The sequence below is a fragment of the Paeniglutamicibacter sulfureus genome, assembly GCF_039535115.1.
Taxonomy (GTDB): domain Bacteria; phylum Actinomycetota; class Actinomycetes; order Actinomycetales; family Micrococcaceae; genus Paeniglutamicibacter; species Paeniglutamicibacter sulfureus.
On sequence record NZ_BAAAWO010000001.1, the window covers coordinates 3,839,556 to 3,864,806 of the forward strand.

At 65.0% G+C, this 25,251-nt stretch carries 22 protein-coding genes; 18 read left to right on the plus strand and 4 right to left on the minus strand.

All coding sequences use genetic code 11. The features are described from left to right. The first annotated feature begins 112 nt into the window (after positions 1 to 112). The gene (locus ABD687_RS17390; protein WP_310289403.1) at positions 113 to 784 is read left to right on the plus strand and encodes a GntR family transcriptional regulator; all 672 of its coding nucleotides are present in this window, start codon (positions 113 to 115) and stop codon (positions 782 to 784) included. A 34-nt stretch (positions 785 to 818) separates the two neighbouring features. Here the strand turns inward: ABD687_RS17390 and ABD687_RS17395 are convergent, their stop codons facing one another. Beyond that, positions 819 to 1,115 (minus strand): helix-turn-helix domain-containing protein, encoded by a 297-nt coding sequence (locus ABD687_RS17395; protein ID WP_310289401.1) that lies wholly within the window; start codon positions 1,113 to 1,115, stop codon positions 819 to 821. A 564-nt stretch (positions 1,116 to 1,679) separates the two neighbouring features. Between ABD687_RS17395 and ABD687_RS17400 the strand changes: the two genes are divergently transcribed. The 7 genes from ABD687_RS17400 (at position 1,680) to ABD687_RS17430 (ending at position 9,491) form a co-directional block, all read left to right on the plus strand. Then, positions 1,680 to 3,056 carry an MFS transporter gene (locus tag ABD687_RS17400; protein WP_310289399.1) on the plus strand — a complete coding sequence of 459 codons (1,377 nt, stop codon included), beginning with the start codon at positions 1,680 to 1,682 and terminating at the stop codon, positions 3,054 to 3,056. Between the two features lie 450 nt (positions 3,057 to 3,506). Then, on the plus strand, positions 3,507 to 4,301 hold the full coding sequence (locus ABD687_RS17405; protein ID WP_264268472.1) for a creatininase: 795 nt from the start codon (positions 3,507 to 3,509) through the stop codon (positions 4,299 to 4,301). Between the two features lies 1 nt (position 4,302). Further along, positions 4,303 to 6,057: a BCCT family transporter gene (locus ABD687_RS17410; RefSeq protein ID WP_372342853.1), complete on the plus strand. Its 1,755-nt coding sequence runs from the start codon at positions 4,303 to 4,305 to the stop codon at positions 6,055 to 6,057. Between the two features lie 299 nt (positions 6,058 to 6,356). Then, on the plus strand, positions 6,357 to 7,613 hold the full coding sequence (locus tag ABD687_RS17415) for a M24 family metallopeptidase (RefSeq protein ID WP_302263383.1): 1,257 nt from the start codon (positions 6,357 to 6,359) through the stop codon (positions 7,611 to 7,613). 106 nt (positions 7,614 to 7,719) lie between these two features. Next, positions 7,720 to 8,196, plus strand: coding sequence for a nucleoside deaminase (locus ABD687_RS17420; RefSeq protein ID WP_310289396.1), 477 nt, complete (start codon positions 7,720 to 7,722; stop codon positions 8,194 to 8,196). Between the two features lie 51 nt (positions 8,197 to 8,247). Then, positions 8,248 to 9,042 carry an IclR family transcriptional regulator gene (locus ABD687_RS17425; protein ID WP_310289394.1) on the plus strand — a complete coding sequence of 265 codons (795 nt, stop codon included), beginning with the start codon at positions 8,248 to 8,250 and terminating at the stop codon, positions 9,040 to 9,042. A 38-nt stretch (positions 9,043 to 9,080) separates the two neighbouring features. Further along, positions 9,081 to 9,491: a cupin domain-containing protein gene (locus tag ABD687_RS17430; protein ID WP_310289392.1), complete on the plus strand. Its 411-nt coding sequence runs from the start codon at positions 9,081 to 9,083 to the stop codon at positions 9,489 to 9,491. A gap of 14 nt (positions 9,492 to 9,505) precedes the next feature. Here ABD687_RS17430 and ABD687_RS17435 read toward each other — a convergent pair whose 3' ends face one another. Continuing rightward, positions 9,506 to 10,318, minus strand: a complete 813-nt coding sequence (locus ABD687_RS17435; protein ID WP_310289391.1) for an alpha/beta fold hydrolase — start codon at positions 10,316 to 10,318, stop codon at positions 9,506 to 9,508. Positions 10,319 to 10,488: 170 nt separating this feature from the next. On the opposite strand from ABD687_RS17435, the gene ABD687_RS17440 reads away from it, so the two are divergent. From ABD687_RS17440 to ABD687_RS17450, 3 genes are all read left to right on the plus strand, one after another. Continuing rightward, complete coding sequence (locus ABD687_RS17440) at positions 10,489 to 12,165, plus strand: FAD-binding dehydrogenase (RefSeq protein ID WP_310289389.1); 1,677 nt, start codon at positions 10,489 to 10,491, stop codon at positions 12,163 to 12,165. A gap of 328 nt (positions 12,166 to 12,493) precedes the next feature. Beyond that, a complete protein-coding gene (locus tag ABD687_RS17445; RefSeq protein ID WP_302263388.1) occupies positions 12,494 to 12,997 on the plus strand; it encodes a DUF2087 domain-containing protein in 504 nt (167 codons plus the stop codon). A gap of 94 nt (positions 12,998 to 13,091) precedes the next feature. Next, on the plus strand, positions 13,092 to 13,844 hold the full coding sequence (locus ABD687_RS17450; RefSeq protein WP_310289386.1) for a hypothetical protein: 753 nt from the start codon (positions 13,092 to 13,094) through the stop codon (positions 13,842 to 13,844). On the opposite strand, the gene ABD687_RS17455 is transcribed toward ABD687_RS17450, so the two are convergent. After that, positions 13,836 to 14,702, minus strand: a complete 867-nt coding sequence (locus tag ABD687_RS17455; RefSeq protein WP_310289384.1) for an inositol monophosphatase family protein — start codon at positions 14,700 to 14,702, stop codon at positions 13,836 to 13,838. The two genes, ABD687_RS17450 and ABD687_RS17455, sit on opposite strands and share 9 nt — an antisense overlap. 124 nt (positions 14,703 to 14,826) lie before the next feature. Between ABD687_RS17455 and ABD687_RS17460 the strand changes: the two genes are divergently transcribed. The 3 genes from ABD687_RS17460 to ABD687_RS17470 all read left to right on the plus strand — a co-directional run bounded on the left by ABD687_RS17460 (position 14,827) and on the right by ABD687_RS17470 (position 18,295). Beyond that, on the plus strand, positions 14,827 to 15,327 hold the full coding sequence (locus ABD687_RS17460; protein WP_264268461.1) for a MarR family winged helix-turn-helix transcriptional regulator: 501 nt from the start codon (positions 14,827 to 14,829) through the stop codon (positions 15,325 to 15,327). A 52-nt stretch (positions 15,328 to 15,379) separates the two neighbouring features. Continuing rightward, complete coding sequence (locus ABD687_RS17465) at positions 15,380 to 16,885, plus strand: MFS transporter (RefSeq protein ID WP_310293395.1); 1,506 nt, start codon at positions 15,380 to 15,382, stop codon at positions 16,883 to 16,885. 210 nt (positions 16,886 to 17,095) lie between these two features. Further along, complete coding sequence (locus ABD687_RS17470) at positions 17,096 to 18,295, plus strand: CaiB/BaiF CoA transferase family protein (RefSeq protein ID WP_310289381.1); 1,200 nt, start codon at positions 17,096 to 17,098, stop codon at positions 18,293 to 18,295. On the opposite strand, the gene ABD687_RS17475 is transcribed toward ABD687_RS17470, so the two are convergent. Beyond that, on the minus strand, positions 18,275 to 19,828 hold the full coding sequence (locus ABD687_RS17475; RefSeq protein ID WP_310289379.1) for a PucR family transcriptional regulator ligand-binding domain-containing protein: 1,554 nt from the start codon (positions 19,826 to 19,828) through the stop codon (positions 18,275 to 18,277). The two genes, ABD687_RS17470 and ABD687_RS17475, sit on opposite strands and share 21 nt — an antisense overlap. An 82-nt stretch (positions 19,829 to 19,910) precedes the next feature. Between ABD687_RS17475 and ABD687_RS17480 the strand changes: the two genes are divergently transcribed. The 4 genes from ABD687_RS17480 to ABD687_RS17495 all read left to right on the plus strand — a co-directional run bounded on the left by ABD687_RS17480 (position 19,911) and on the right by ABD687_RS17495 (position 25,020). Beyond that, a complete protein-coding gene (locus ABD687_RS17480) occupies positions 19,911 to 21,272 on the plus strand; it encodes an aminotransferase class III-fold pyridoxal phosphate-dependent enzyme (RefSeq protein WP_310289377.1) in 1,362 nt (453 codons plus the stop codon). A gap of 48 nt (positions 21,273 to 21,320) precedes the next feature. After that, positions 21,321 to 22,514: an acyl-CoA dehydrogenase family protein gene (locus ABD687_RS17485; RefSeq protein WP_310289376.1), complete on the plus strand. Its 1,194-nt coding sequence runs from the start codon at positions 21,321 to 21,323 to the stop codon at positions 22,512 to 22,514. Positions 22,515 to 22,543: 29 nt separating this feature from the next. Further along, positions 22,544 to 24,004 carry an aldehyde dehydrogenase family protein gene (locus ABD687_RS17490; protein WP_310289374.1) on the plus strand — a complete coding sequence of 487 codons (1,461 nt, stop codon included), beginning with the start codon at positions 22,544 to 22,546 and terminating at the stop codon, positions 24,002 to 24,004. Positions 24,005 to 24,138: 134 nt separating this feature from the next. After that, the gene (locus tag ABD687_RS17495) at positions 24,139 to 25,020 is read left to right on the plus strand and encodes a 3-hydroxyacyl-CoA dehydrogenase family protein (RefSeq protein WP_302263400.1); all 882 of its coding nucleotides are present in this window, start codon (positions 24,139 to 24,141) and stop codon (positions 25,018 to 25,020) included. Positions 25,021 to 25,251 lie beyond the last annotated feature (231 nt).

Sequence of the window (25,251 nt, forward strand, 5' to 3'; positions counted from 1 at the left end):
GTTGCAATGCTATGATGGGGATCACATGGTGTCAATGGCCGTCCCGAATAAGTCGTGCGGCCGACCGAACTACAGTGATTCCGTACCTCGGCGAAGTGAAGGAGACATCCGCATGAGTACTATCTCCGCAAGCCCGGAGGTGCTGGGCGAGCCCCTTTCCCTGGCCGAGCAGTCGTACCGCGATCTCCGGGACCGCCTGATCATGCTCGACATCCGTCCCGGGGAACCGATCAACGACGGCCAACTGGCCCTTGAGCTGGGTGTGGGACGAACCCCCGTGCGCGAGGCGCTCAAGCGGCTGGAGATTGACCACCTGGTCGTCTCCTATCCGCGCCGCGGCACCTTTGCCACGATCGTTGACATCACGGAATTGGCTGACGTCTCCGAAATGCGCCGCTCGCTGGAACCCCTGGCCGCCCGCAAGGCCGCGCTCGGTGCCTCGGAATCCGACCGCGGTGCCCTGCGCGCCCTGGCCCGCGACATCGAGCGGCTGGGGGAGAAAAGGGTCGACAAGCGCGGGCTGATGCAATACGACCTCAGCGTCCACCGGCTGATCTACCGGGCAGCGGGAAACCCCCACCTCGAGGAGACGCTGATCCGCCTGGACAATCTGGCCACGCGCATCTGGTGCCTGGTGCTGGACAAGGTCCCGTCCGTCGCCGGGCACATCGAGGAACACGTCGACCTCCTCGAGGCCATTGTTGCCGGCGAAGCCGACAAGGCAGAGGCCATGGCGCTGGCGCACATCACCAGCTTCGAGCAGACGATCCGCGCGGTGCTCTAGAGGCTGACTCCGCCATGCTCGTGGGTGCCACGCCTCAATTGCGCGTGTCCAGGCTCGCGAGGGCCAGCCGGGTCGTCAAGTGGTGCGCCGCAAGGCGCGAGGTTCCGCGCGGATCGCCGCTTAGCAGGTCGATGATCTTGTTCGGGCGTTTGTGGAGAGTCTGACGTTCCGTGAACAGCGCAGCGGCGGCGGTGGAATTGCAGCCGCTCGACAGCCAAGTCTCCACGGTGGCGACCAAATCGCCGGATCGCATGCTGTCGTGGACCAGCAGGTCCGAAAGGATTTCCTGGATGTAGTGGTCGATTTTTTTGGCCCGAGTTCGCGTTCGCACGGGCGTCTACCGAGCCGCAGTCCGGGTCGGCGCCAGTGAAGCAAAAAATCGGCTCGTAGCAGTTCTTGAGAACCAGCGGGCCCCCCGGCGGAGAGATTGGCCGTGGGGCGCCCACAATGTCGACTGCAGGCTCCGGTTGCCACGACTGTCCATTCCACGGGGTTCGCACAGGTGCCATGTCGCCAACAGTCCTAGTGCCTTCTCGATCTGTTTTTTGGAAGGCGTCGATGCGGAGGCCTGCGCCGAACGCTTGGCCCAGCCGTTCAAGAGGGGTTGAGCCCCCTTGGCATCTGCCCGTGGGATCCGGCACGCACCCCGGCCACTGATGCGTCTAGGAGGAGGCCAGCCCGTGAACTAGCAATTACCTCGGACTGCCAATGGGCAACGGCTCCGTGGCGTCCAGCGGAACAGGACCGCGGGGTTTTCCGATCCTGGCCGCACGCCCGGTCGATAGCCGATTTGAGGGGTACCTAAAAAACACTTGACAGTGACACGGGACACAAATAGGGTCAACGCAACAGTGTTGCATGCAATGCAACTTCAAAAACTTTCTGGTGGTTACCCATGATGCACCGCACCAACTCCGCGAACGGCCACGGCGCCCACTCGGTTTCTGCAACGAGCGCACACGCCAATAACCTGGACATCGATCGCGGCCAGGGACCCGCAGGAGTCGACAAGAAGACGCGCACCAAGGTCGTGGCTGCCAGCTTTATCGGCAACTTCGTGGAGTGGTTCGATTACGCCGTATACGGCTACTTGGCTGTGACCATTACGGCGGTCTTCTTTCCCGAGTCGGACCCTGCGACAGGCTTGATGCTCACGTTCGCACTCTTCGCGATCTCATTCCTGGTTCGCCCGCTGGGCGGATTCGTCTGGGGGCACCTGGGCGACAAGATCGGCAGACGTGAGGCACTCTCCTGGTCCATCCTGATCATGTCCGCGGCAACCTTCTGCATTGCATTGATCCCCTCCTACGACACCATCGGCATCTGGGCCCCGATCCTGTTGCTGATCATCCGCGTCGTACAGGGGTTCTCCGCCTCAGGCGAATACGCGGGGGCTTCGGCATTCCTGGTGGAATATGCTCCGGCCAACCGTCGCGGCCTCTACGCCGCCGTCGTTCCGGCCAGCACCGCCACCGGCCTGCTGCTCGGCTCGCTGCTGGCGGCGTTGCTCACGGGCCTGCTAGAACCCGAGCAAATGCAGTCCTGGGGCTGGCGTCTGCCATTCCTGCTGGCTGCACCAATGGGTCTGATTGGTCGATATATCCGGACCCGGCTCGAGGATTCACCGGTATTCAAGGAACTGGCCAAGGAAGACAACGCGGACAATGCCCCGGTTAGCTCGCTGTTCAAGAACCACTGGCGTCAGCTCGTACAGGCCGTCGGTGCGGTGCTGCTCAATGCCGTGGGTTTCTACCTGATCCTCAGCTACATGCCCACACACCTTTCGCAAAACATCGGGCTCAGTGAAACCGCATCCTATGTAGCCACCACCGTGGCGCTGACCACGTACATCGGCTTCATTTTCGTGGTGGGCATCCTCTCGGACAGATTCGGGCGCAAGAAGGTGTTGATGAGTGCGTCGATCCTCTTTGTGCTGTTGACGGTGCCGGCGTTCATGCTGTTGGAAACGGGCAACTTCCTCATCGTGGTTCTTGTGCAGATCTTGCTCGGCGCAATGCTTAGCCTCAACGACGGAACGCTGCCCAGCTACCTTGCCGAGATGTTCCCCACCCGCGTCCGTTACTCCGGATTCGCGGTGAGCTTCAACCTGTCCAATGCGCTCTTCGGGGGCACCGCACCTTTCGTGGCAACCGTGCTGATTGCCAGCTCTGGCACCGATCTGGCCCCCGGTTGGTACCTCATGGGAGCGGCAATCATCTCTCTGGTGGCCGTGTCCTTCTCGGTTGAAACCAGTAAGAAGCCGCTGGCCTAGCCAGTCGACGAGCATTTTCCTCACGCGCGAGGTGGGTCTCGATCAGGCCTGGGTTGCCGCATTGGCCAGTTGAATGCACCTCATAACCAGGCTCAAGACACTTATGCCCGGCGGGTACAGGCGCGGACAGGGGTGACGGGGATCAGCTCCCCGCGCCCACCATGTATCAGGGCCGGAACTCCACTGCTGTGACCCTGGATCGAGGCAAATCGCTGTTCCGGTGGTCAATCGACAGTGGCGGCACCTCAGTCGACGTTACGTCGATGTTTATGCCCGAGACTTACGCCTCTCATCCTGAGTAGCGAAGCTTGACTGTGAGCTGAACCACTGAAAGGATTCAATGCAACCATGTTGTGATAGATGCAACAAAAAGTTTCCATTCGCGGGACTCGTGACGTTCCGCCGAAGTCCCGACATTCCTCGTTCGCTGTGAATATATAGGAGACAACGATGGCCTCAGTATTTCTTGAAGACCTTGACGCAGAAACCTACGCCGCCGTTGTGGCCCGGGAAGGATCGACCGTAATCATCCCCACCGGTGCCACGGAGCAACATGGCCCTCACATGCCGTTGGGCGTGGACGCCATGCTGTCGAAGGCAATTGCCGGGGTGGTCGCCGAAAAGACCGGCGCAGTGGTTGCCCCGGTATTCGCATACGGCTACAAATCCCAGCCGCGTTCGGGCGGTGGCAACCACCGGGTAGGTACCACCAGCCTCGGTGCCGCAGCATTGACCGGAATGGTGGATGATGTGGTTTCCTCGTTCCTGGCCCAAGGTTTCAATCATGTGGTCGTCCTTAATGGCCACTTCGAGAACTACCAGTTCATCTACGAGGGTCTGGACAACGCGGTTGCCCGCGCCCGCAAACATGGCACCGGATCGCGGGCATTGTTGCTTTCCTACTGGGACTTCGTGGACGAAACCACCTTGGAGAAGGTCTTCCCTGATGGCTTCCTCGGCTGGGACATCGAACACGGCGGGGTGCTGGAAACCTCCCTGATGCTCTTGCTTCACCCGGAAAAGGTGGATATGTCCCGCGTTGTGGACCACCCGCCGGCCAAACTTACCCCCTACGACATCTTCCCCGAGGACCCGGCGCGAACCCCGGACAGCGGCTGCCTTTCCAGCGCCAAGGGCGCGAGTGCCGAGCGTGGGCAACTCTTGCTCGATGCGGTTGTCACGCAGATTGCAGACGCCCTCAAGGGCGAACTGTTGCTCGGGGACATTGCCCTGGAGGTGTCATAACATGTCACTGGACAAGACGAACCCGCATCCGGCTGCGAGTGCCGAAGGCGATAACGATCCCAAGTCCGCCACGCTGGTGGAGCTTCCCCGCTTCATGGGGCGGCACATCCCGCCCCTTGACAGGTTGCTGATCCGAGTCATTCCGCCAGTGCTCATCGTCGGGGTGATCATCTGGGTGCTGGCCAACCCCGTGGGCGCCGCGGCGGCGATCTCCGAAATGCGAACCTTCGTGACCGGCAAGTTCACCTGGCTGTTCATCCTGTATTCGGTCTTTACCGTGGTGGTGTGCATCTGGCTCGCCGTGAGCAAGGTGGGCAAGGTTCGACTGGGTGGACCCAATGCAAAGCCGCAGCATAGCAAGTTCGCGTGGTACTCGATGCTTTTCGCCTGTGGGCAAGGCATCGGGCTGATCTTCTGGTCGGTCGCCGAACCCATCATGCTGCGTGACGAGAACCCGGTCATCCCGGCCGGGCCCAGCGGCGGTGCCGAGGGCGCCATTGTGTGGACCTACTTCCACTGGGGCCTGACTGCCTGGGCCATGTATTGCGTGGTGGCGGTCTGTCTGGCCTACTCGCACCACAACCTGGGCAAGACACTGACCTTCCGAGAGGCAACCGTCGATATCCTTCCGCGATGGTCGCGCCGTGGGGCCGGCGTCATTGTTGAACTGCTGGCCATCATAGCCACTGTGCTCGGTCTCGCCACGTCCTTCGGGTTCGCAGCCATGCAGTTCAGCTCTGGCATCACTTCCTTCACTGGCATTGCAGCCAGTCCGGTGATGTGGTTCATGGTCATCCTGATTTTCGCCGGTATCACCTCGGTCTCGGCCATCGTGGGCATCAACAAGGGCATGGCCCGGATCAGTAGTGTGAACTCGATCCTCAGCATCGTGCTGGTGGTAGCCGTGCTGATCTTCGGCCCGACGCTGTTTATCATCTCCAATATGTCCCAAACTTTCGGCAGTTTCATGGCGAACTTCGTGGACATGAGCTTGTGGACGGACTCCGGTTTGGCGGCAACCACTCTCACGAGCTGGCAGGACAGTTGGAATGGCTGGTGGACGGTATTCATCTGGTGCTGGGTCATTGCCTTCTCACCCTTCGTTGCAGGCTTCATTGCCCGGATCTCCCGCGGGCGCACCATCCGTGAGTTTGTCCTGGGCGTGACCGTCATCCCGACCCTGATCGTCATGGTCTGGGTGGCAGTGATCGGTTCGGCCGCCATCTACTACGACGACAAGTCCGACCGCGCCATCAGTGCGGCAGTGGCGGCCGATACCTCTGCCGGCCTGTTCGCGATGCTCGACGCCGTTCCAGTGGTCGGCACCATCCTGCTGGTGGTTGCCACGATCCTGGTCGCCACCTACTACGTCACCTCGCTGGACTCTGGCATCTACGCGCTGAGCGAGTTTGTCTCGGCACCGCACAAGTCCGGACCCGTGTTCCGGGTGGTGCTGGTGCTGTCCGTGGGTACGGTCACCACGGTGTTGTTGACGTTGGGCGGAACTGCGGTGGTTGACACCGTTCAAACCGGTACCATCATCGGGGCATTCCCGTTCTCGTTTGTGATCCTTTTGATGATCGTGAACCTGATCCGAAGGCTGCTCAAGCGTGACAAGGCAATTAGGCAGCTGGAAAAGTTCATCAACGACCCCGACCCTACACGGGTGTTCGTTCCCGATCCGAGGGAGGAGGGCGCGATCCGCAGGGTCGCCTCCGAGGTCGACGAGGGAACTGGACTGTCAGAGAAGAAGTGATCGCGCGAAGGTCGTGGTGTCCGCAATGGCGGAGACCACGGCCTTCGCCATTGCTGCGCGGGAAAGCGCCCTTGAAGGTACCTGCAAAAAGGCCCGGTCGAGTCCCGCGAATTGGAAATCTTTCGACGTTAGCCGGAAAGCACTTGACAGTGAGATAGAGCACACATAACCTGAGTGCAACGGCGTTGCAATGAATGCAACAACCCGAACCTTTCTCCGGCGGTTCCCAAGAATCCACGCAATCCATTGGATTGGGCCGGTCTGCATTGCCACCTGATTACTTCTAAGGAGTCAATACCTTGACCACCACCGCTCACAGCGCCACCAACGTTTCAGACCTCGAGCGCCTCAAGACGCTGCACAACGGCACCAAGCAGCAGCTGACCTTCTCGGACGCAGAGTTCGAGCGTCGCCTGGCCGGCCTGCGCCGGATCATGGCCGCCAAGGAGCTCGACGCTGTCATCCTGACCAGCTACCACGGCATCAAGTACTACTCTGATTTCCTGTACACAACCTTCGGCCGCAATTACGCGCTGGTTGTCACCGCCGACAGCTCGACCACCATCACCGCGAACATCGATGCCGGCATGCCATGGCGCACCAGCTACGGCGACAACATCGTCTACACAGACTGGAAGCGCGACAACTTCTACTTCGGTCTGCAGGAAGCCCTGAAGCGCAACGGCGTCAAGGCCTCGCGCATCGGCGTCGAAGACGACGCCCTTCCGTTGATGACCCGCCAGGCCATCGCGGCCACCTTCGACGGAGCCACCCTGGTCGATGTCTCGCAGGATGCCATGCGCCAGCGCATGATCAAGTCCGCCGAGGAAATAGAGGTCATCAAGCACGGTGCACGCATCGGCGACATCGGCGGCGAAGCCATCAAGGCCGCGATCCGCGAGGGCATCACCGAGTACGAGGTTGCACTGATCGGCACCGAGGCGATGGTGCACGAGATCGCCAAGACCTTCCCGCACCGCGAAGTGCGCGACACCTGGGTATGGTTCCAGTCCGGCATCAACACCGACGGCGCCCACAACTGGGCCACTACCCGCAAGCTGGAGCGTGGGGACATCCTCTCGCTGAACTGCTTCCCGATGACCAGCGGCTACTACACCGCCTTGGAGCGCACCCTGTTCCTCGGCGAGCCGGACGAGCGCTCGCTGCAGGTATGGAATGCCAACGTCGAGGTGCACAAGCGCGGCCTGGAGCTGATCAAGCCCGGAGCGGTCTGCAAGGACATCGCCGCGGAGCTGAACGAGATCTTCATTTCGCACAACCTGCTGCCGAACCGCACCTTCGGCTACGGCCACTCCTTCGGAGTGCTCTCGCACTACTACGGCCGCGAAGCCGGCCTGGAACTGCGCGAGGACATCGACACCGTCCTTGAGCCGGGCATGGTTGTCTCCATGGAACCGATGGTCACCATCCTGGACGGCGAGCCGGGTGCCGGCGGCTACCGCGAGCACGACATCCTGGTCATCGGCGAGGACGGCGGCGTGGAGAACATCACCAAGTTCGGCTTCGGTCCGGACAACAACATCATCGGCGCCTAGGGCCAGCTGGCATGATGGGGGCGGGTGGGGCGCATGCGTGCACTCCACCCGCCCCCCCGCATTTCACCCGAACGTCGCATCCCGACGAAGAATCGAGCCCCACGCCATGACACTGGATGACCACGACCGCGCCGGATACGCCATCGCCCTTGAACAGGCCAGCCTGGGTGCCGGAGAGGGAGGGGTGCCCATTGGCTCGAGCATCCTGGAGAACGGGGTGCTGCTGGGTGCGGGCCGCAACCGCCGCGTGCAAAACGGGGATCCGACGGCGCACGGGGAAATCGACGCACTGCGCAATGCCGGACGCCGTGCCTCCTACGCCGGGACCACCCTGTACTCCACGCTGGCGCCCTGCGCCATGTGCTCCGGATCGATCATCCTCTTCGGCATCCGGCGCGTGGTGGTCGGCGAGGAGAAGAACTTCCCCGGGGAACTCGAGCTGCTGCGGTCCCGCGGCGTGGAGGTCGTGGTCATCGACGACCCGAAGGCCACAGCACTGATGGAGGACTTCGTCGCCGAACACCCGGGCCTCTGGAATGAGGACATCGGCGTCGACGAGGCCCCGCCGGCCCCGGCGCGGTAGCGTACAACTGTGAACGCACCCACCAGCACCCCACCCACCGGAGGAATTCCCATGGTTGCCCAAGCGGCCGAAACCACCACCGCGGAACCGCGCGGCGCCTCGGTCATTGTCAACGTCATCGACGTGCTGCGCTGTTTCACCGTGGAGCACCCGGTGCTCGGCGTCACCGAAATCGCCGCGCAGGTGGGCCTGCACAAATCAAGCATCTCGCGGATCCTGGCCACGCTCGAACAGGAACGCATCGTGGCCCGCGACGAGGCCACCCGGAAGTACTCGCTGGGACTGGGGCTGATCGCCGTTGCCGGTCCGCTGCTGGCAAACCTCGACGTGCGCCGGGTGTCCTACCCCTTCCTGGCGGAACTGGCCCGGGACACCGGGGAAACCGCGGTGCTGACCATCTGGGACGGCATCGAATCCGTCTCGGTCGAGCAGATCCCCAGCCTCCACCAGGTCAAGCACACCTCGGCCATGGGCAGCCGCTACAACACCGCGCTGAGTGCCTCGGTCCAGGTCTTTCTGGCCCATGAGGAACCGGACCGCGCCGCGGACCTCCTGGAATCCGGTTCCGTGGTTCTGCCCGCGAACACCGCCAGCACCCGCGCTGCCTACCTCAAGCGCCTGGAAGAGGTGCGGGTCCGGGGCTACGCGGCCAACTACGGGGAGACCTCCGGCGAGGAGGTCGGCGTGGCCGCGCCCATCTTCGACCACCGCGGCACGGTCGTGGCTTGTGCCTTGGTCGCCGCCCCTTATTACCGCGTCTCGAAGGAACAACTGGGCAAACTCGGGGCCGCCTGCGTGCATGCGGCCCGGCAAATCAGCACGCGCCTGGGTGCATCGCCGGCCTAGTTGAAGCACGGCACAACCGACGAAGAAGGGGGGCGCTCATGTTTGAACCACGAGGCGCGTACACCTTTGACTACGCCCTGCACGAGGGCTCGGGCACCCGAATGCAGTTCCATTTCGCCGACGAGATGCGCATGCCCGTCGCCATCCAGACCTGGGAACTCGAACCCGGCGGACACGAGGGCATGCATGCCCACCACCGGGACGACATGACCCTCGAGGAGTTTTACCTGGTGCTCGAGGGCACCGCGTCCATGCGCGTGGGCCAGGAGCAGCACGAGCTGAAGGCGGGAGACAGCATCCTGGCCCCGGCCGGGGTGGAGCACGATCTGCGCAACACCGGGGACGGCACGCTGCGCGTCCTGGTGGTCTGGGGCGAGGAAGGGCACAAGGACTTCTCCGCCTTCGGGTCCCTCGCCGCGGCGCGGGAAGCCCGGGCCAGGAATGACTGACCGCGCGGCAATGCTCAGGTCGAGGCGCCGTCGCGAAGGGGAAGCAATTCGTCCATGCGGGCGATCCATGCTTCGAGCAAGCTGGCGGTGAGCTCGGGTTGGTCCAGGTGCGCGTTGTGTCCTGCCCGCTCGAGGATCGAGAACGTGGAGTTTTCATAGCGCGCCGCCAACGTGGCCTGGTCCTGGTATCCCACCACGTGGTCCTGCCGTCCCGCGATGACCAGGGTGGGGCCCTTGAAAGTCGATTCACGGTCCTCGGGCTCGATGGCCAGCGGGTATTTTCCGGCGATCCTGCCGATCGCCTTGCGGTCAAATCTCCGCAGCCCCGGTAGGGCCGAATCGCGGAAACGAGCCCAGTTCTCCGGGGTTTGGAGTACCGCCATTTCTTGGTAGGCCGCCGCGTCCTCCTGGTCCAGGGAGGCCAACAGGTCCTCATCGGTGTGCAGTACCATCCGGGGCGGCACCCGCCGGCGTCTGTGTTCGGCCACTGCCACCGGGCAAAGCAGGGCAAGGCCAAGGACCTGGTCGCCGAACTCCGCCACGAGGTGGCGCGCGATTATTCCACCGAAGGAATTCCCGAGAACCGCGAATCGCTGGATGCCAAAGGCCTTGCGGGCGAACGACGCCACGGCCGCCGCGACGTCATCGGTGCTGCGGATATCCGGCCCGGCGGCGGATAGGCCCATGCCCGGAAGATCGATGTAGACCCGCCGCCAGCCCCCACGCCCGGCAAGCGCCGGGTCGAGCCCAACCAGCAGGTGGTGGTCCACGCAGAAGCCATGGATCACCAGCAGCGGGGTCCCGGAACCAATCTCGACAAAATGCACCCCTTGAACGCTAGCACCACGCCACGACGGCCACCTGTCGCGCGGCCACGCCGGGACGCCCAGGGTGCGGCCCGAGAGGCCAGTCTGTCGAGTGCGCCGTCACGGCACATGCCACGCCTCCGATGATGCGGCGCGTGTGGCCCGCGCCACTTCGGCGCTAGGGTGGATCCATGTCGAACATCCCGCATTCGCCACACTTCGATGTCATCGTCGTCGGTGCCGGCCTGGCCGGACTGGTGGCTGCCACCGAGGCCACCGCGGCCGGGGCACGCGTGCTGCTGCTGGACCAGGAATCCGAAGCGAACCTCGGCGGACAGGCCCACTGGAGCTTTGGCGGGATCTTCCTGGTCGACTCGCCGGAACAGCGCCGGCTGGGTGTCAAGGACTCCGCGGAGCTCGCGCTGCGGGACTGGGCCAACACCGCGGGCTTCGACCGCGACGAGGATGAGTGGGCCCGCAAGTGGTCCCGCGCCTACGTCCAATGGGCTGCAGGCGGTAAGCGCGAATGGCTGCGTGAACGCGGCATCCGCTTCTTCCCGGTGGTCGGGTGGGCCGAACGCGGCGGGGCCGGGGCCCAAGGTCCGGGAAACTCCGTGCCGCGCTTCCACATCACCTGGGGGACCGGACCCGGGCTGTTGGCACCCTTCATCCTGGCCGCCCGCACCGCAGAGGCAAAGGGGCAGCTGACTATGCTTTGGCGCCACCAACTCGATGAATTGGTCACCGGCAACGGTGCAATCACCGGGGTGCGCGGCACGGTGCTTGCGGATGATCCGGCAACGCGCGGGGTTGCAACCAACCGCACCAAGGCCGGGGACTTCGAATACTTTGCCCCATCGGTCATCGTTGCCACCGGCGGCATCGGAGGGAACCTGTCCAAGGTACGCGCCGCGTGGCCGAAACGCTTGGGGACCCCGCCGCAGGACATGGTCTCCGGGGTGCCCGCCCACGTGGACGGACGCGGCCTGGACATCGCCCGGAGGGCAGGGGCGCGGGTGGTCAACGGGGACCGGATGTGGCACTACACCGAGGGAATCGCCAACTGGAACCCAATATGGGAGCGCCACGGAATCCGCATCCTGCCCGGGCCCAGTTCCTTGTGGCTGGATGCCACCGGTCGGCGGCTGCCGGCTCCGCTGTGGCCTGGCTTCGACACGCTGGGAACCCTCGAATACCTGCGCGGCACCGGGCACGATTACAGCTGGTTCATCTTGAACCGGCGCATCATCGGCAAGGAGTTCGCGCTCTCGGGTTCCGAGCAGAACCCCGACCTCACCGGCAAGGACATCCGCGCGGTGCTGGCACGGGCACGCGTGGATGTCCCCGGCCCGGTCCAGAATTTCCTGGACCACGGCGACGACTTCCTCCAGGCAGCCACGATCGGCGAGCTGGTGGCAAAGATGAATCGGCTCACCGGGGACGACCTCTTGGATCCGGCGCAGGTCGCCGGGGTCATCGACGACAGGGATTTGGCGGTGGCGAACCGCTTCGGAAAGGACGGGCAGATCTCGGCCATCACGTCGGCCCGGAACTATCTGGGCGACAAGCTGGTGCGCAGCGTCAAACCTCACCGCCTCACGGATCCAAAGGCCGGCCCGCTGATTGCGGTGCGATTGAGGATCCTGACGCGCAAGTCATTGGGCGGGATCCAGACCGACCTTGATTCGAGGGTGCTGGATGCCGCCGGGAATCCGATCCCGGGCCTCTACGCTGCGGGTGAGGCTGCGGGCTTCGGCGGCGGTGGCATGCACGGCTACCGGGCACTCGAGGGCACGTTCCTGGGTGGCTGCCTCATGAGCGGCAGGATTGCAGGCCGCCACGCCGGCGAGGCTTGGAAGCGAACATAGTGCGAGCCACCAACGTCCCGTCCCTTGTCGAGGGAGCAGTAAATTCGTGGCTCGGCGTGGGGCGATTCGGTCAGTGCGTGAAGTGGTAAACAGTGCCAAATAGGACAGCTGAAAGGCCGAAGGCGATACCGATCAACATGGGTTCCCACGCGCCTTGGGCGGCAAACAGAAAGACGGCGAAGACCGCAAAGAGCAACACCGCCAGGATTCCGCCAAGGATGATCGAGCCGCCACCGTGGTGATGCACAGCAGTCTGCGCATGCCGATGAAATAGAGTAGCCATATCCTCAGGGTAGGCCGAGTATCTAGGAAAAACGAGGGATGGAACATGAAGGATCCAGTGCAGGAATCCGCGGGCGACTGGCGCCAGGTTTTTGGCGCATTGGCCAATGAGGAAACACGCCGTTTCTACGCCCAACAAGTCCTGGGGTTGGAGAGCGATCTGCGGCCCGAACGCCAGGCCAAGGCGCAGCTGAACCTGACCAACGCGGGCCTGCTCGATGGGAAGGGCCATATTGACGGCGAGGTCTTTGCCCGCATCTTGGCCGAGGGTGCACCGCGGGAGCCGCGGACGGGGAACGACCGCTTCTTCGACAACGAGGGCCGCATCGACCGCTATCCCAAGAAGCACGAGGAACGTCTGGGCTTGCTGCGTGTGGTGGCAGGTAAGGTGTTGCGGCACGGGCAACGACTCACGGAGGCCGAACTGACCTCGAAGCTGGAAGCCTTCAGCGATGACCCGGTGCTCCTGCGCCGCTATCTCGTGGACTACGGGATGCTGCTGCGCCAGCGTGACGGGTCGGCGTATCGGCTGGCCGACGGATCGGACTAGGCCCGGCAATTGTGTCCTGCCCGCGACAGGGAGTAATTTCTTAGGTGAACGGTTGCGGCAGCTGCCGCCCCGCCCCGTACCTTTCAGGAGCCACATGTCTGACCCGTATGCCCGTCCGGGCGGAGATCCCCACCACGGATCGTGGTCGTCTCCCGGCGGGTACCCGGGGCAACCCGGATCCGGCCAGGAGCCCTACGAGGGCCAATATCCGCCCAACGGGTACTACGGGTACTACGGCAACGGTGGCAACCAGCCGCCGCCGCGCACGCATGGGATGACGACATTCGCCATGGTGACTGGAATCGTGGCGGCCGTGATTTCCCTGGTCCCCTTCCTGGGCTTCATTTCCTTTGTATTGGGTCCACTGGCCATGGTGCTGGGCATCGTCGGCATCGCCAAGCGGTTCAGGAGCCGCGGATTCAGCGTCACGGCATTGGTGACAGGGACATTCGGGCTGCTGGTCTCGATTCTCTACGCCGTGTTGCTTTCCACGATCCTCTCGTTTTACGACAATACGCAGAGCTTTGATTTTGAGGCCGAAGGCACCGGCGAATATGAGCTCTCGCTGACCACCACCTCGGCCCTGCCCGTGACCACCAATGAATCCGGCCGGTACAGAAGCACAGTTGACGCCTCGACGCTCTTTGGCGGCATCGTCGTCACGAATCTCGACGGCAACCGCGGCACCATCAGCTGCCGGATCTACGATTCGACGGGAAACCTGTTGGTGGAAAACACCGATGTGGGCATCGACGCGGTCGCCCAATGCATGCTCAGCGACGTCCTGGTGCGCAAGGTCGAGGACCTGGACTTTCCCGAGGAAATCAGCGCCCGCGGCCTAGGCTGAGCCGACGGAGCCCCGCGCGTTGCGGGCAGCGATGATCCGGTGGATCGATTCGTCCAGCACCGGGTAGTCGGCACCCGGGCCCAACGCCAGGAAGCACGGGGCCTCGTGGTCGGGCAGCGTGTGCACGTCATAGCGGAAGCCCAGGTACGTGCCACCTGCGCGACGCACCAGCAGCGCACCTGCGGCAACGTCCCAGGGCTTGGTGTCGAAGCCAATGGTTGCATCGCACCATCCGGCTGCCACATGGGCCAGGGCCATGGCGGCGGAGACCTTGCGGCGGACGGTGGCAAAGGCCCCGACCCACGCGCCGAACTCGCGCAGGCCCGCCTCCCCGTCGACTTCCAAGGCCTCGGCCGACGGGTAGTCGGTCATGATGTTCGCATGTTTCTGGTCAGGTCTGGATCCGGGAGCCAGGATCGTGCCGTTGAGGTAGGCATGTTGCGCGTCAGCGGTGAATTCCAGGTCGGCGATGGGGTCAAGCACGACTGCCGCCAGCAGCACCCCGTCGCGGGCCGCGGCAATGGAGATGCAGAAGAAGGCAACCCCGTGGGTGAAGTTGCTGGTCCCGTCTATGGGGTCGACGATCCATTCGATGCTTCCCGCGCCGGTGCTGCCGCCTTCTTCGCCCAAGACCAGGGAATCGGGCTCGGCCGCCAGCAGGTGTCCGCGAATGATCTCTTCGCTCTGCCTGTCGAACGCCGTCACCAGGTCGTGGGCATTGGTCTTGTTTTCGCGTGCCACGTCCTGGCGGAATGCCCCGCGCAGGACCGGTGCGGCCAGCCGCGCCGCGTCCAGGGCGATCGAGCGCAGCCGTGCAGCCAGGGCGATATCGGGGGTGCTGAAATTTTCGGTGCTCACGATCCACCAGCCTAGCCGCTGTGAGATGCGCCAAATTGGTTTGACGAGGCAACTAAATTGACCATATGGTTGCCGTGGGCAACATTTGCCTTGGTCAACCATATTTGCGAAGGAGTGCTATCCGTTGCAACGCGGTGAAACCTCAACACTTGAACTGGTCGAGAGCCTGACAGCCCTCCAGCGCACCTTGCGCTGCGTCGGGCACCTGAGCGAAGGAAAGCAGCCGGTGGGCTTCGCGGCCCTTGGCGTCCTGGCCTACGTCCAGCGCAACCAACCCACTCGAGCCACTGACATTGCCCAGTGGATCGGCATCGGGCCCGCGGCGCTGAGCCGCCAGGTCGTTGAGCTGGAAAGCTCGGGATTGCTGGTGCGGAGCCCGAGCCCCACGGACGCCCGTGCCCAATTGATTTCCCTCACTCCCCAGGGCGCCGAGGAGGTCGAAAAGGCCTACGACAGGCGCGCAACGGTGCTGGCCGGGCTGCTCAAGGACTGGGACGAGGCGAAAATCTCTGCGGCGGCAGCCACGATGAACGACATTCAACAGGTGCTGCGCGCCGGGCTGGACGACATCCACGGAAAAACTACCCCGACGGTCAACGGTCCGGAAGGGGCTCCCATTGTCTGAACAGCGGCAGTCGGTAGACCGGACGCGGGAGCGTCCCGGGGACCAGCCGCAGATGAGCCAGAAGGAAGTGCTGCGCTCCATCACCGGCGTGCTCGCCTCCTTCTTTGCCGCGATGCTGGCCACCACGATTGTTTCCATCGCCCTGCCGACCATCATGGATGCCCTGGGTGGCACGCAGACCGACTTCAACTGGGTGCTCACCGCGGCCCTGCTGGCCAACGCCGCGACCACACCGATCTGGGGCAAGCTGGCCGACCTCTTTGACAAGAAAAAGCTGCTGCAAATCAGCATCGTCATCTTCGTGATCGGTTCCGTGCTGGCGGGATTCGCCATCAACATCCCCATGCTCATGAGCGCGCGCGTCATCCAGGGCATCGGCATGGGCGGGCTCACCGCCATGGGAATGGCGGTGATCGGCACCGTCATTCCGCCGCGCGAGCGCGGCAAGTACTCGGGCTACTTCGGCGGCGTCATGGCCGCGGCGACCGCCGGCGGTCCGCTGCTGGGCGGGCTCATCGTGGACTCTCCTCTGGGTTGGCGCTGGACCTTCTTCATCGGGGTGCCCATTGCCATCATCTCCATGTGGCTGATCCACAAGACGCTGCACATCGCGCACGTCCCGCGCAAGGTCTACATCGACTGGGCCGGCGCGGTGCTGGTGACCATCTCGGTCTCGGTGCTGCTGATCTGGGTCTCCTACGTGGGCAAGGAAGGTTTCTACGAGTTCAACTCCTGGCAGACCTACGCGATGGTCGGCGGCTCACTGGTGCTCATCGCGCTGCTGCTCTGGATCGAGGGCAGGGTTCCGGAACCGGTGATCCCGCTGCGTATCATCGCCACCCGCACCACCGCCCTGGCGATCCTGGCCTCGATTTCCATCGGCGTGGCCATGTTCGGATCCGGCGCCTTCCTGGGCCAGTACTTCCAGGTGGCACGCGAGGCGAGCCCCACGCTGGCCGGGGTCATGACCCTGCCCATGATCGCGGGCAACCTCTTCGGTTCGGTCTTCTCCGGCCAGCTGATCTCCCGCTTCGGGCGCTGGAAGATCTTCTTGGTCATCGGCGGAATCGTCAATGTCGGCGCCCTGGGACTGCTGGGCATGATGGCCCACGACACCAACTACTGGATCCTGGCCACCGGCATGTTCTTCAACGGCCTGGGCATGGGCTTCATGCTGCAGAACCTGGTCCTTGCGGTGCAGAACACCGTGAAGGTCACCGACATCGGCACCGCCAGCTCCTCGGTCGCCTTCTTCCGTGCCGTCGGCGGTGCCGCAGGCGTGGCGGTGCTTGGCGCCATGCTCTCGGACAAGGTCGGGGCGCTGGTGCTCGATGCCTTGAAGTCGGCGCACCTGGTGTCACCCGACGGGTCCACCGGTGTTGCAGCCGGGGGAACGTCGCTGAACCTCACGGAGATGCCGCCGGCCGTGCGCCTGATGTACGAAACGGCCTTCGGCGACGCCACCGGCGTGGTGTTCATGACCTCGGCAATCGTCGCAGTCGTCGGGCTGGTGTGCATCCTGTTCATCAAGGAAGTCCCGCTGCGTCGGACCGTCTAGGTCCGGATGTGCAAGGTCAGCGAGCCGGGTCCTCGGCGCCAGGGAAGAATCCTCGGTGCCGGGTACCTGCCCCGTCTCAAGCCCCTTCCGCGCGCATGAAATCGATGGTCACGGATGAAATGACCAACGTGTTGGATGATCTGTCCGGGATTGATGATGCCTTTCTTCCGTAGTGTGATTTACGTTGCACCTACGTAAGGAATCATGTTCATGAGCAAGATCCGTCCCCTCGAGGGAATCATCGTCGCCGACTTCTCCAGGGTCCTGGCCGGCCCGCTGTGCACCATGACGCTGGCCGACCTGGGTGCCACGGTCATCAAGGTCGAGCGTCCTGGCACTGGGGACGATACCCGCGCCTGGGGTCCGCCCTTCTCCGCCACCGGCTCCACCTACTTCGAATCGGTGAACCGCAACAAGCAATCCGTCACGCTGGATCTCACCGATCCGGCTGACCTTGAGCTGGCCAGAGAACTGGCGCTGCGGGCAGACGTGCTGGTGGAAAACTTCAAGCCCGGCGGCATGGACAAGCTGGGTCTGGGCTACGCCGAACTCTCCGCCGCCAACCCCGGACTGGTCTACGCCTCGATCTCCGGATTTGGTTCCGCCGGCGGGGCGCAACTGCCCGGTTACGACTTCATCGTCCAGGCCCTCGGCGGGCTGATGTCCATCACCGGCGAGCCGGACCAGGACCCCATGAAGGCCGGCGTCGCCTTGGTGGACGTGCTCACCGCCAAGGACGCAAGCATCGGGGTGCTCGCGGCACTGACCGCACGGGCCTCATCCGGAGCCGGGGCCCACGTGGAGGTCAACCTGCTTTCCAGTCTTCAGGGCGCGCTGGCCAACCAGGGCCAAGCCTATTTGGGGGCGGGGAAGGTCGCCACGCGCATGGGCAACGAGCATCCCTCGATCGTGCCCTACCAGCTGCTGGCCTGCGCCGACGGCTCCGTGGCCGTAGCATGCGGCAACGACGGCCAGTTCGCCAGGCTCTGCGCCGAGATCGGCTTGCCCGCGCTCGCCACCGACCCCCGCTTCGCCACCAACACCGCCCGCGTGGCACACCGCACGGAGCTCATCCCGCTGCTCGAGGACTCTCTGGGAGCGGACACCGGGGCCAACTGGCAGGCCCGGTTCACCGCCGTGGGCGTGCCGGCGGGCAAGGTCGCGGGCATCGACGAGGGCCTGGCCTACGCCGATTCCCTCGGGCTCAACCCACTCATCGAGGTGCACAACGCACAGGGGGAGGCCGTGGGACGGCAGGTGCGCCACCCGATCACCTGGACCCCGGCACTGGATGCCCCGACGATGTCGCCCCCGCAACTGGGCGAACACACCGAGGCCGTCCGCGCTTGGTTGGGCAGCGACGTGGGATCCATGGCGGAGTTCCAGGCGCTAGCGCGGCCCCGTCCCTGACGCTTCGCGGCGCAGGGCCAGCCACAGGTGTGCAGCGACATCCGGGTCGTCCAGGTCCACGCCGATGAGGTTGCCCGCCACCGAAATCCGGTGCCGCAGCGAATTGCGGTGGATGCCCAGAGCCCGCGCCGCATCCTCCCAGGTGCCGCGCGCCGCGAGATAGGCGCGCACCGTGGCCAACAGGTCGGCGCGGTGGTAGCCGGCCAGCAGACGAACCCAGCCGGCGGCCTTGGCATCCTCGCTGGCGTTGACGGCAATCAGGCGGCCGGCCGGGGCCTGCAGCACGGCGCGGCGCAACACCGCAAGATTGCCCGGAATCTCGCCCAGGCTCACGGGGTCGCCCAGCGCGGCGGCCAGCGACCCGGAGACCTCGGGGTCGCCCGGGGCTGAAATCCCCAGCATGGCGTTTTGCTCCAGGGACTCGCCGCGCCCGTCCACGGGCTTGCTGCCGATCCCGGCTGCGGGCAACACCAGGTACAGGATCTCGTCCTGGACGTGGCGCAGCGTGCAGGCATCCACCGCGGCGGACAATTCGGGCAATCCCGGATCAGCGGCCAGTCGCGCCGCCGCCCGTGCCGCCAGCCCCGGATCGTCCCCGGGCGAAAGCCTAATGCCCAAAAGGCGGACCCGGTTGGGAAGCTCGGCCAATCCCACGTCCTCGGCCACCATGTGTGCCGCCTCGGTCTGCCCGTGTAGCAACAGCTTGGTTGTTGCGGCACCCAGCGCATGGGCGGTGCTGACGACCACTTCGCGTTCCCTGGCCCGCAGGGCCAGCAACGTGGAGACCGTCATGATGATCTGCCGGTCGGCGCGGGTCAGCGTGCGCCCCGAGCCGATGCACAGGAACCCGTGGATCCGCGCGCCGAGCAAGATCGGGTAAAGCACCACTGGCTGGCCGTGGAGCTCGAAGGTGGCGGCCGAGGGCACCCCGGCCTTGTTGAAGCGGATCGACTCGGCCCGCAGGTCCCCGACCAGGGATCCGGCGGAAGCCGGCCACACGGTTTCGGCCCCGGCATCCGCCGGAAGGTAGGCGGCCCAGCCGCCAAGCGCCTGGGCGAGTCCGCGGACCACGGCGCTGGTGGCGTCGGGGCGCATGGCTGCCCTGGCCAGCGCCGTTTGCGTTCCGAGCGAATCCATGAGGTTCGCTGTGTCGTCCCGGGTGGACAGCCGCCAATACGCGCGTGAGACATGCTGGAACGGCACGCCGTCAGGGACGAGCGCAAGCTCGATGCCAGCCGCGCGGCTGGCCGCCAGCACATGCTCGGGCACTTGCCTCAGCCACGGGCCCAGGCCCAGCCCCACGGCACGAACTTCCTTTGCCCCGAGCCGCTTCATGTACGCGAGCGAAAGCGCCGCCGACTTCGCGAAGGGCATGCCGGTGGTCAGCAACAGCTCGCCGCCCTCCAGATACGGGGTGGGGTCCTCCAGTTCGGAGACATGGACTCCCGTCACCGGCTTGGCGCTGAATTCGGCCCCGGGACAGGGCACAAGTTCTGGTCCGAGTTCGGCACCCAACTGCAACAAGGAAATCATGGGTTGAATTATCCAACACAGAGGGCCGTGTTGGGCAAATCATCCAATGACGCGTGTCACGCTCTCGCATAACGTGGAGCGCATGACCGAAACACTTCTGGCCGTCGACGCCGAGACGCTCCCGCAGACCCGCCACCTCGCCACCTCCATCCCCGGCCCGCGCTCCACGGCCATGCACGCCGAACGCACAGCACAGGTGACCAACGGCTTCGGCATCACCCTGCCGGTCTTCGTGGCCCGCGCGGACGGCGGCATCGTCGAGGACGTCGACGGCAACCGGCTCATCGACTTCGCCTCCGGCATCGCCGTGACCTCGCTGGGTGCCAGCAACAAGCGCGTGGCGCAGCGTGTAGCCGCCCAGCTGGAAGCCTTCACCCACACCTGCTTCATGGTCACCGAATACGAATCCTTCACCCAGGTCTGCAAGTGGCTCAACGCCAACACCCCCGGCGACTTCGACAAGCGCACCGGCCTGTTCTCCACCGGCGCCGAGGCCGTGGAAAATGCCATCAAGATCGCCCGCGCTGCAACCGGACGGCCCAACGTGCTGGTGTTCGACGAGGCCTACCACGGCCGCTCGCTGCTCACCATGGCCATGACCGCCAAGGTCAACCCGTACAAGCTGAACTTCGGCCCGCTTCCCGCGGAGATCATCCGGGCCGCCTCCGCCAATCCGCTGCGCCCCGCAGAGGGGCTGGCCGCAGGCGCCGAAGCGGCACTGGAATCCGTGGAGGCCACCATCCTGGAACACGGCGCGGATTCCTTCGCCGCCATGGTCATCGAACCGATCCAGGGCGAGGGCGGCTTCATCGTCCCGGCCGCAGGCTTCATCCCGGGCCTGCGCAAGCTCGCCGACAAGTACGGCATCGTGCTGGTCATCGACGAAATCCAGGCCGGCATGGGCCGGACCGGAACGCTCTTCGCCTCCGAGCACGAGGGCGTTGCGGGGGACATGATCCTCACCGCCAAGGCACTGGCCAATGGCGTCCCGCTTTCCGCCGTCACCGGACGCACCGAGCTGATGAACGCGCCGCACGCGGGCGGCCTGGGCGGCACCTATGCTGGAAACCCGCTGGCCTGCGAGGCCGCGCTGGCGGTCTTCGAGCAGTTCGAGGACGGATCGCTGCTGGCCAACGCCCGCCGCATCGAGGCAGTGGCCCGCGAAATCCTGGAGCCCTTGCTTTCTTCCACCGGCATTGTGGCCGAGGTCCGCGGCCGCGGCGCCATGCTCGCCATCGAGCTGGCAGACGCCGGCACCCTGGCCCCGCGCGCGGACCTGGCCAAGGAAATCTCCGCTGCCTGCCACGCCGCCGGCGTCATCACCCTGACCTGCGGCACGCACGGCAACGTCGTGCGCCTGCTGCCCCCGCTGGTGATCGGCGAGGACCTGCTGCGCGACGGACTGGCCGTCCTGGCCCAGGCCATCATCGACGCCGCCAACTAGCCCCCTTCATCAGCCCCATACCCCCCCCCGAACTTTTTGGAGAACACCATGACCCTCACCATCCATGACCACGAAACCCACCAGTTGGACCCGGCGGACCTGATCAACTTCGATGCGCTGCTCACCGCCGAGGAGCTCGCGCTGCGCTCCAAGGTCCGCACCTTCGTCGACGAGGCCATCAAGCCGAACATCGCTTCCTGGTACGCCGATGCCGTCTTCCCGCTGGAGATCGTCCCGGAAATGGCGAAGCTCGGCCTGCTGGGCATGCACCTGAATGGCTACGGCTGCGCCGGGGGCACCGCGGTGGAGTACGGCCTGGCCGGCTCCGAACTGGAGGCCGGGGACTCGGGGCTACGCACCTTCGTTTCGGTGCAGGGATCCCTCGCCATGAGCGCGATCTACAAGCATGGTTCCGAGGAGCAGAAGCAGGAGTGGCTGCCGAAGATGGCAGCGGGGCAGGCCATCGGCTGCTTCGGGCTCACCGAGCCGACCGCCGGCTCGGACCCCTCGGCGATGAAGACCTTCGCCCGCAAGGACGGGAACGACTGGGTCATCAACGGCACCAAGCGCTGGATCGGGCTGGCCAACGTCGCCCAGGTCGCGGTCATCTGGGCGCAGACAGATGAGGGCATCCGCGGTTTCGTGGTCCCCACCGAAACGGCCGGGTTCGAGGCGACCCCGATCGAGCCGAAGCTCTCGATGCGTGCCTCGATCCAGTGCGAGATCGAGCTGACCGATGTGCGCCTGCCCGCAACCGCGGTGCTGCCGAACGTGGTGGGGCTCAAGGGACCATTCTCCTGCCTGAATGAGGCTCGCTACGGGATCATCTGGGGCGCCATGGGAGCCGCCCGCGACTCCTTCGAAGACGCCCTGGCCTACTCGCAGCAGCGCATGCAGTTCGACAAGCCGTTGGCCGGGTACCAGATGACCCAGCAGAAGCTGGTGGACATGGCCTTGGAGATCAACAAGGGCTACCTGCTGGCGTTGCACATCGGACGCATGAAGGACGCCGGAACCCTGGATCTGCACCAGATCTCGGTGGGCAAGCTGAACAACTGCCGCGAGGCCATCAAGATCGCCCGCGAGGCCCGCACCATCCTGGGCGGCAACGGCATCACCCTGGACTACTCGCCGCTGCGCCACGCCAACAACCTGGAATCGGTGCGCACCTACGAGGGCACCGACGAGGTCCACACCCTGATCCTGGGCAACAAGCTCACCGGCGTCCCTGCCTTCCGCTAACCCACCTCCAACGTTTCGAGAGGCAAGACATGACCGAAACCATGACGCACACCGATACCGTGCCGCTGCGCCTGCTCATTGACGGCGAATGGATCGACGGCGCCGGTGCGGGCCTGGAATCCACCTCGCCCGCCGATCCCGGGCACGTGGTTGCCGCCGGCGGCACCGCCACCGAGGCCGACGTGCGCTCCGCCATGTCGGCCGCACGCGCGGCGGCAAGCGGCTGGGCTGCAACGCCCATGGCCGAGCGCGGCTCGTACCTGGCCCGTGCCGCGGCGATCATCACTGCCAACGCCGATGCATGGGGCGCCGAGCTGGCCCGCGAGGAAGGCAAGACCGCGGCGGAAGGCAAGGGCGAGGTGCTGCGCGCGGCCCAGATCCTTACCTACTATTCGGCCGAGGGCGACCGGCTGGCCGGGGATGTCTTCTCCTCCCCGCGCCGCGGCGAGCAGATCCTGGTCACCCGCAAGCCGCTGGGCGTCGTGGGCGTGATCACCCCGTTCAACTTCCCCATCGCCATTCCCGCATGGAAGATCGCCCCGGCGCTGGTCTTCGGCAACACCGTGGTGTGGAAGCCTGCCTCCACCGTGCCGCTGCTGGCCCTGCGCCTGGCGCAGGCACTGGTTGAGGCGGGGCTGCCGGCGGGCGTGCTGAACCTGGTCATCGGACCCGGTTCGCTCGGCAACGAGATCGTGAACCACCCCGACCTGGACGGACTCACCTTCACCGGATCCACCGGGGTGGGCAGGAAGCTCGCCGCGGCGGCCGCCGCGGCCGGAGTCCCGATCCAGGCGGAAATGGGCGGCAAGAACGCCTCCGTCGTGCTGGATGACGCGGATGTGGAACTCGCAGTGGAGCAGGTGCTCTTCGGGGCCTTCCGCTCCACCGGCCAGAAGTGCACCGCCACTTCGCGGCTCATCCTGCAGGAGGAAATCGCCGATGCGTTCCTGGCACGCTTGCACGAACGCCTCAGCGAGTGGAAAACCGGGGACCCGACGGATCCCTCCGTCCACATGGGGCCGGTGGTCTCGGGCCCGGCCGCGGAGCAGATCCGTGCCGGCATCGCCGCCTCGATCGCCCAGGGAGCGGTCGTCACCTTCGAGGGCGATGTCGCGGGCCTGGGGGATGCCTTCGTGGCCCCGACGGTCCTTGAGCTGCCCGCCGGGGAGAACAATGCCTGGAGCGAGGAGTTCTTTGGCCCCGTGCTGGCAGTGCGCAGGGTGGCAACCACCGAGCAGGCGTTCGAGCTGGCCAACGACTCCGAATACGGCCTGAGTTGTGCGCTGTTCACCCAGGACCTTTCCAAGGCGCTGGCGGCCATGGAGAAAATCGACGTGGGCATCTTGCACGTGAATTCGGAATCGGCGGGCGCCGACCCGCACGTGCCCTTTGGCGGGGCCAAGAAGAGCGGGTACGGGCCCAAGGAACAAGGCGGCGCGGCGAAGGAATTCTTCACGCACACCACCACGGTGTACCTGCGCGGAGCGTAGGAAACGAGGTTTGGGGCACCCGCCGTCATCCAGCCTGACCGGATGCGGCGGATGCCCCGGGTCATGTCTAGGATGGGCAACGGGCATGGCAGAAACGTGATCCAGCGAACAATTGACGAAAGTGCGGAGCCTAAATGAGCGCAGAGACCGGCATCGAGAACATTTCCACCATCCTGGTCATTGGAGCGGGGACCATGGGGCGGCAGATCGCGATGACCGCTGCCCTGGCCGGGTTCGCGACCATCATCCAGGATATTTCCGCCGACGGCCTTGCCGCGGCGCGCACCGAGCTCGAGGGTTGGGCGGCCTCGCGGGTGGCCAAGGGCAAGCTGGAGCAGGCGACAGCCACCGCGGCGCTGGAGGCGCTTGGCTACAGCACCGACCTGGACTCCGTCGCGACAAAAGCCGACTTCATCATCGAGGCCGCCACCGAGCGCCTGGACATCAAAACGCAGATTTTCGAGAAGCTCGGCGTGCTGGCACCGGCCCACGCCATCCTGGCCACGAATTCCTCGACCCTCGGTTCCTCCAAGGTCGCCGAGGCTACAGGCCGGCCCGCACAGGTGTGCAACATGCACTTCTTCAACCCGGCCCTGGTCATGAAGTGCGTGGAGGTCGTGCGCCACGAAACCACCAGCGATGCAACGGTGGAAACCACCATGGAACTGGCGCGGCGCCTGGGCAAGGAGCCGGTGCTAATCAATCGCGAGGTCCCCGGATTCATCGCCAACCGCCTGATGGGCGCGATCCAGCGCGAGGCGCTCTTCCTGGCCGAATCGGGCATCGCCAGCATCGAGGACATCGACACCACCGCCCGCACGGCGCTGGGCCACCCGATGGGTCCGTTCGCGCTGATGGACTTGGTGGGCCTGGATGTCATCGACTTCATTGCCCAGGCCACCCACGCGGAAACCGGCGCGGTCGAGGACGCCCCCAACGAGCGCATCGCGGCCCTGGTGGCCGAGGGCAAGCTGGGACGGAAGTCGGGCGCCGGGTTCTACGACTACAAGGGGTAGTGGGAAACCGTTTTGTCCCGGCCCGGGCACTGCCGCGTGACAGGCGTCCGGGGTTGCTGACACCGGCGCCGTGGGCCGTGGGCCTTATGGTTTCTGGCGGCGAACTTCCTCGACAAGAGGTGCAGGGAGGCCGTTCGACAGGGGCGAAATCACGGCACCAGTAGAGAGGGAACTAAGTGTCGCGTGAAGCATGACACAAGTCACAGTCACTGCTATGGTCGGAGCAAGTCC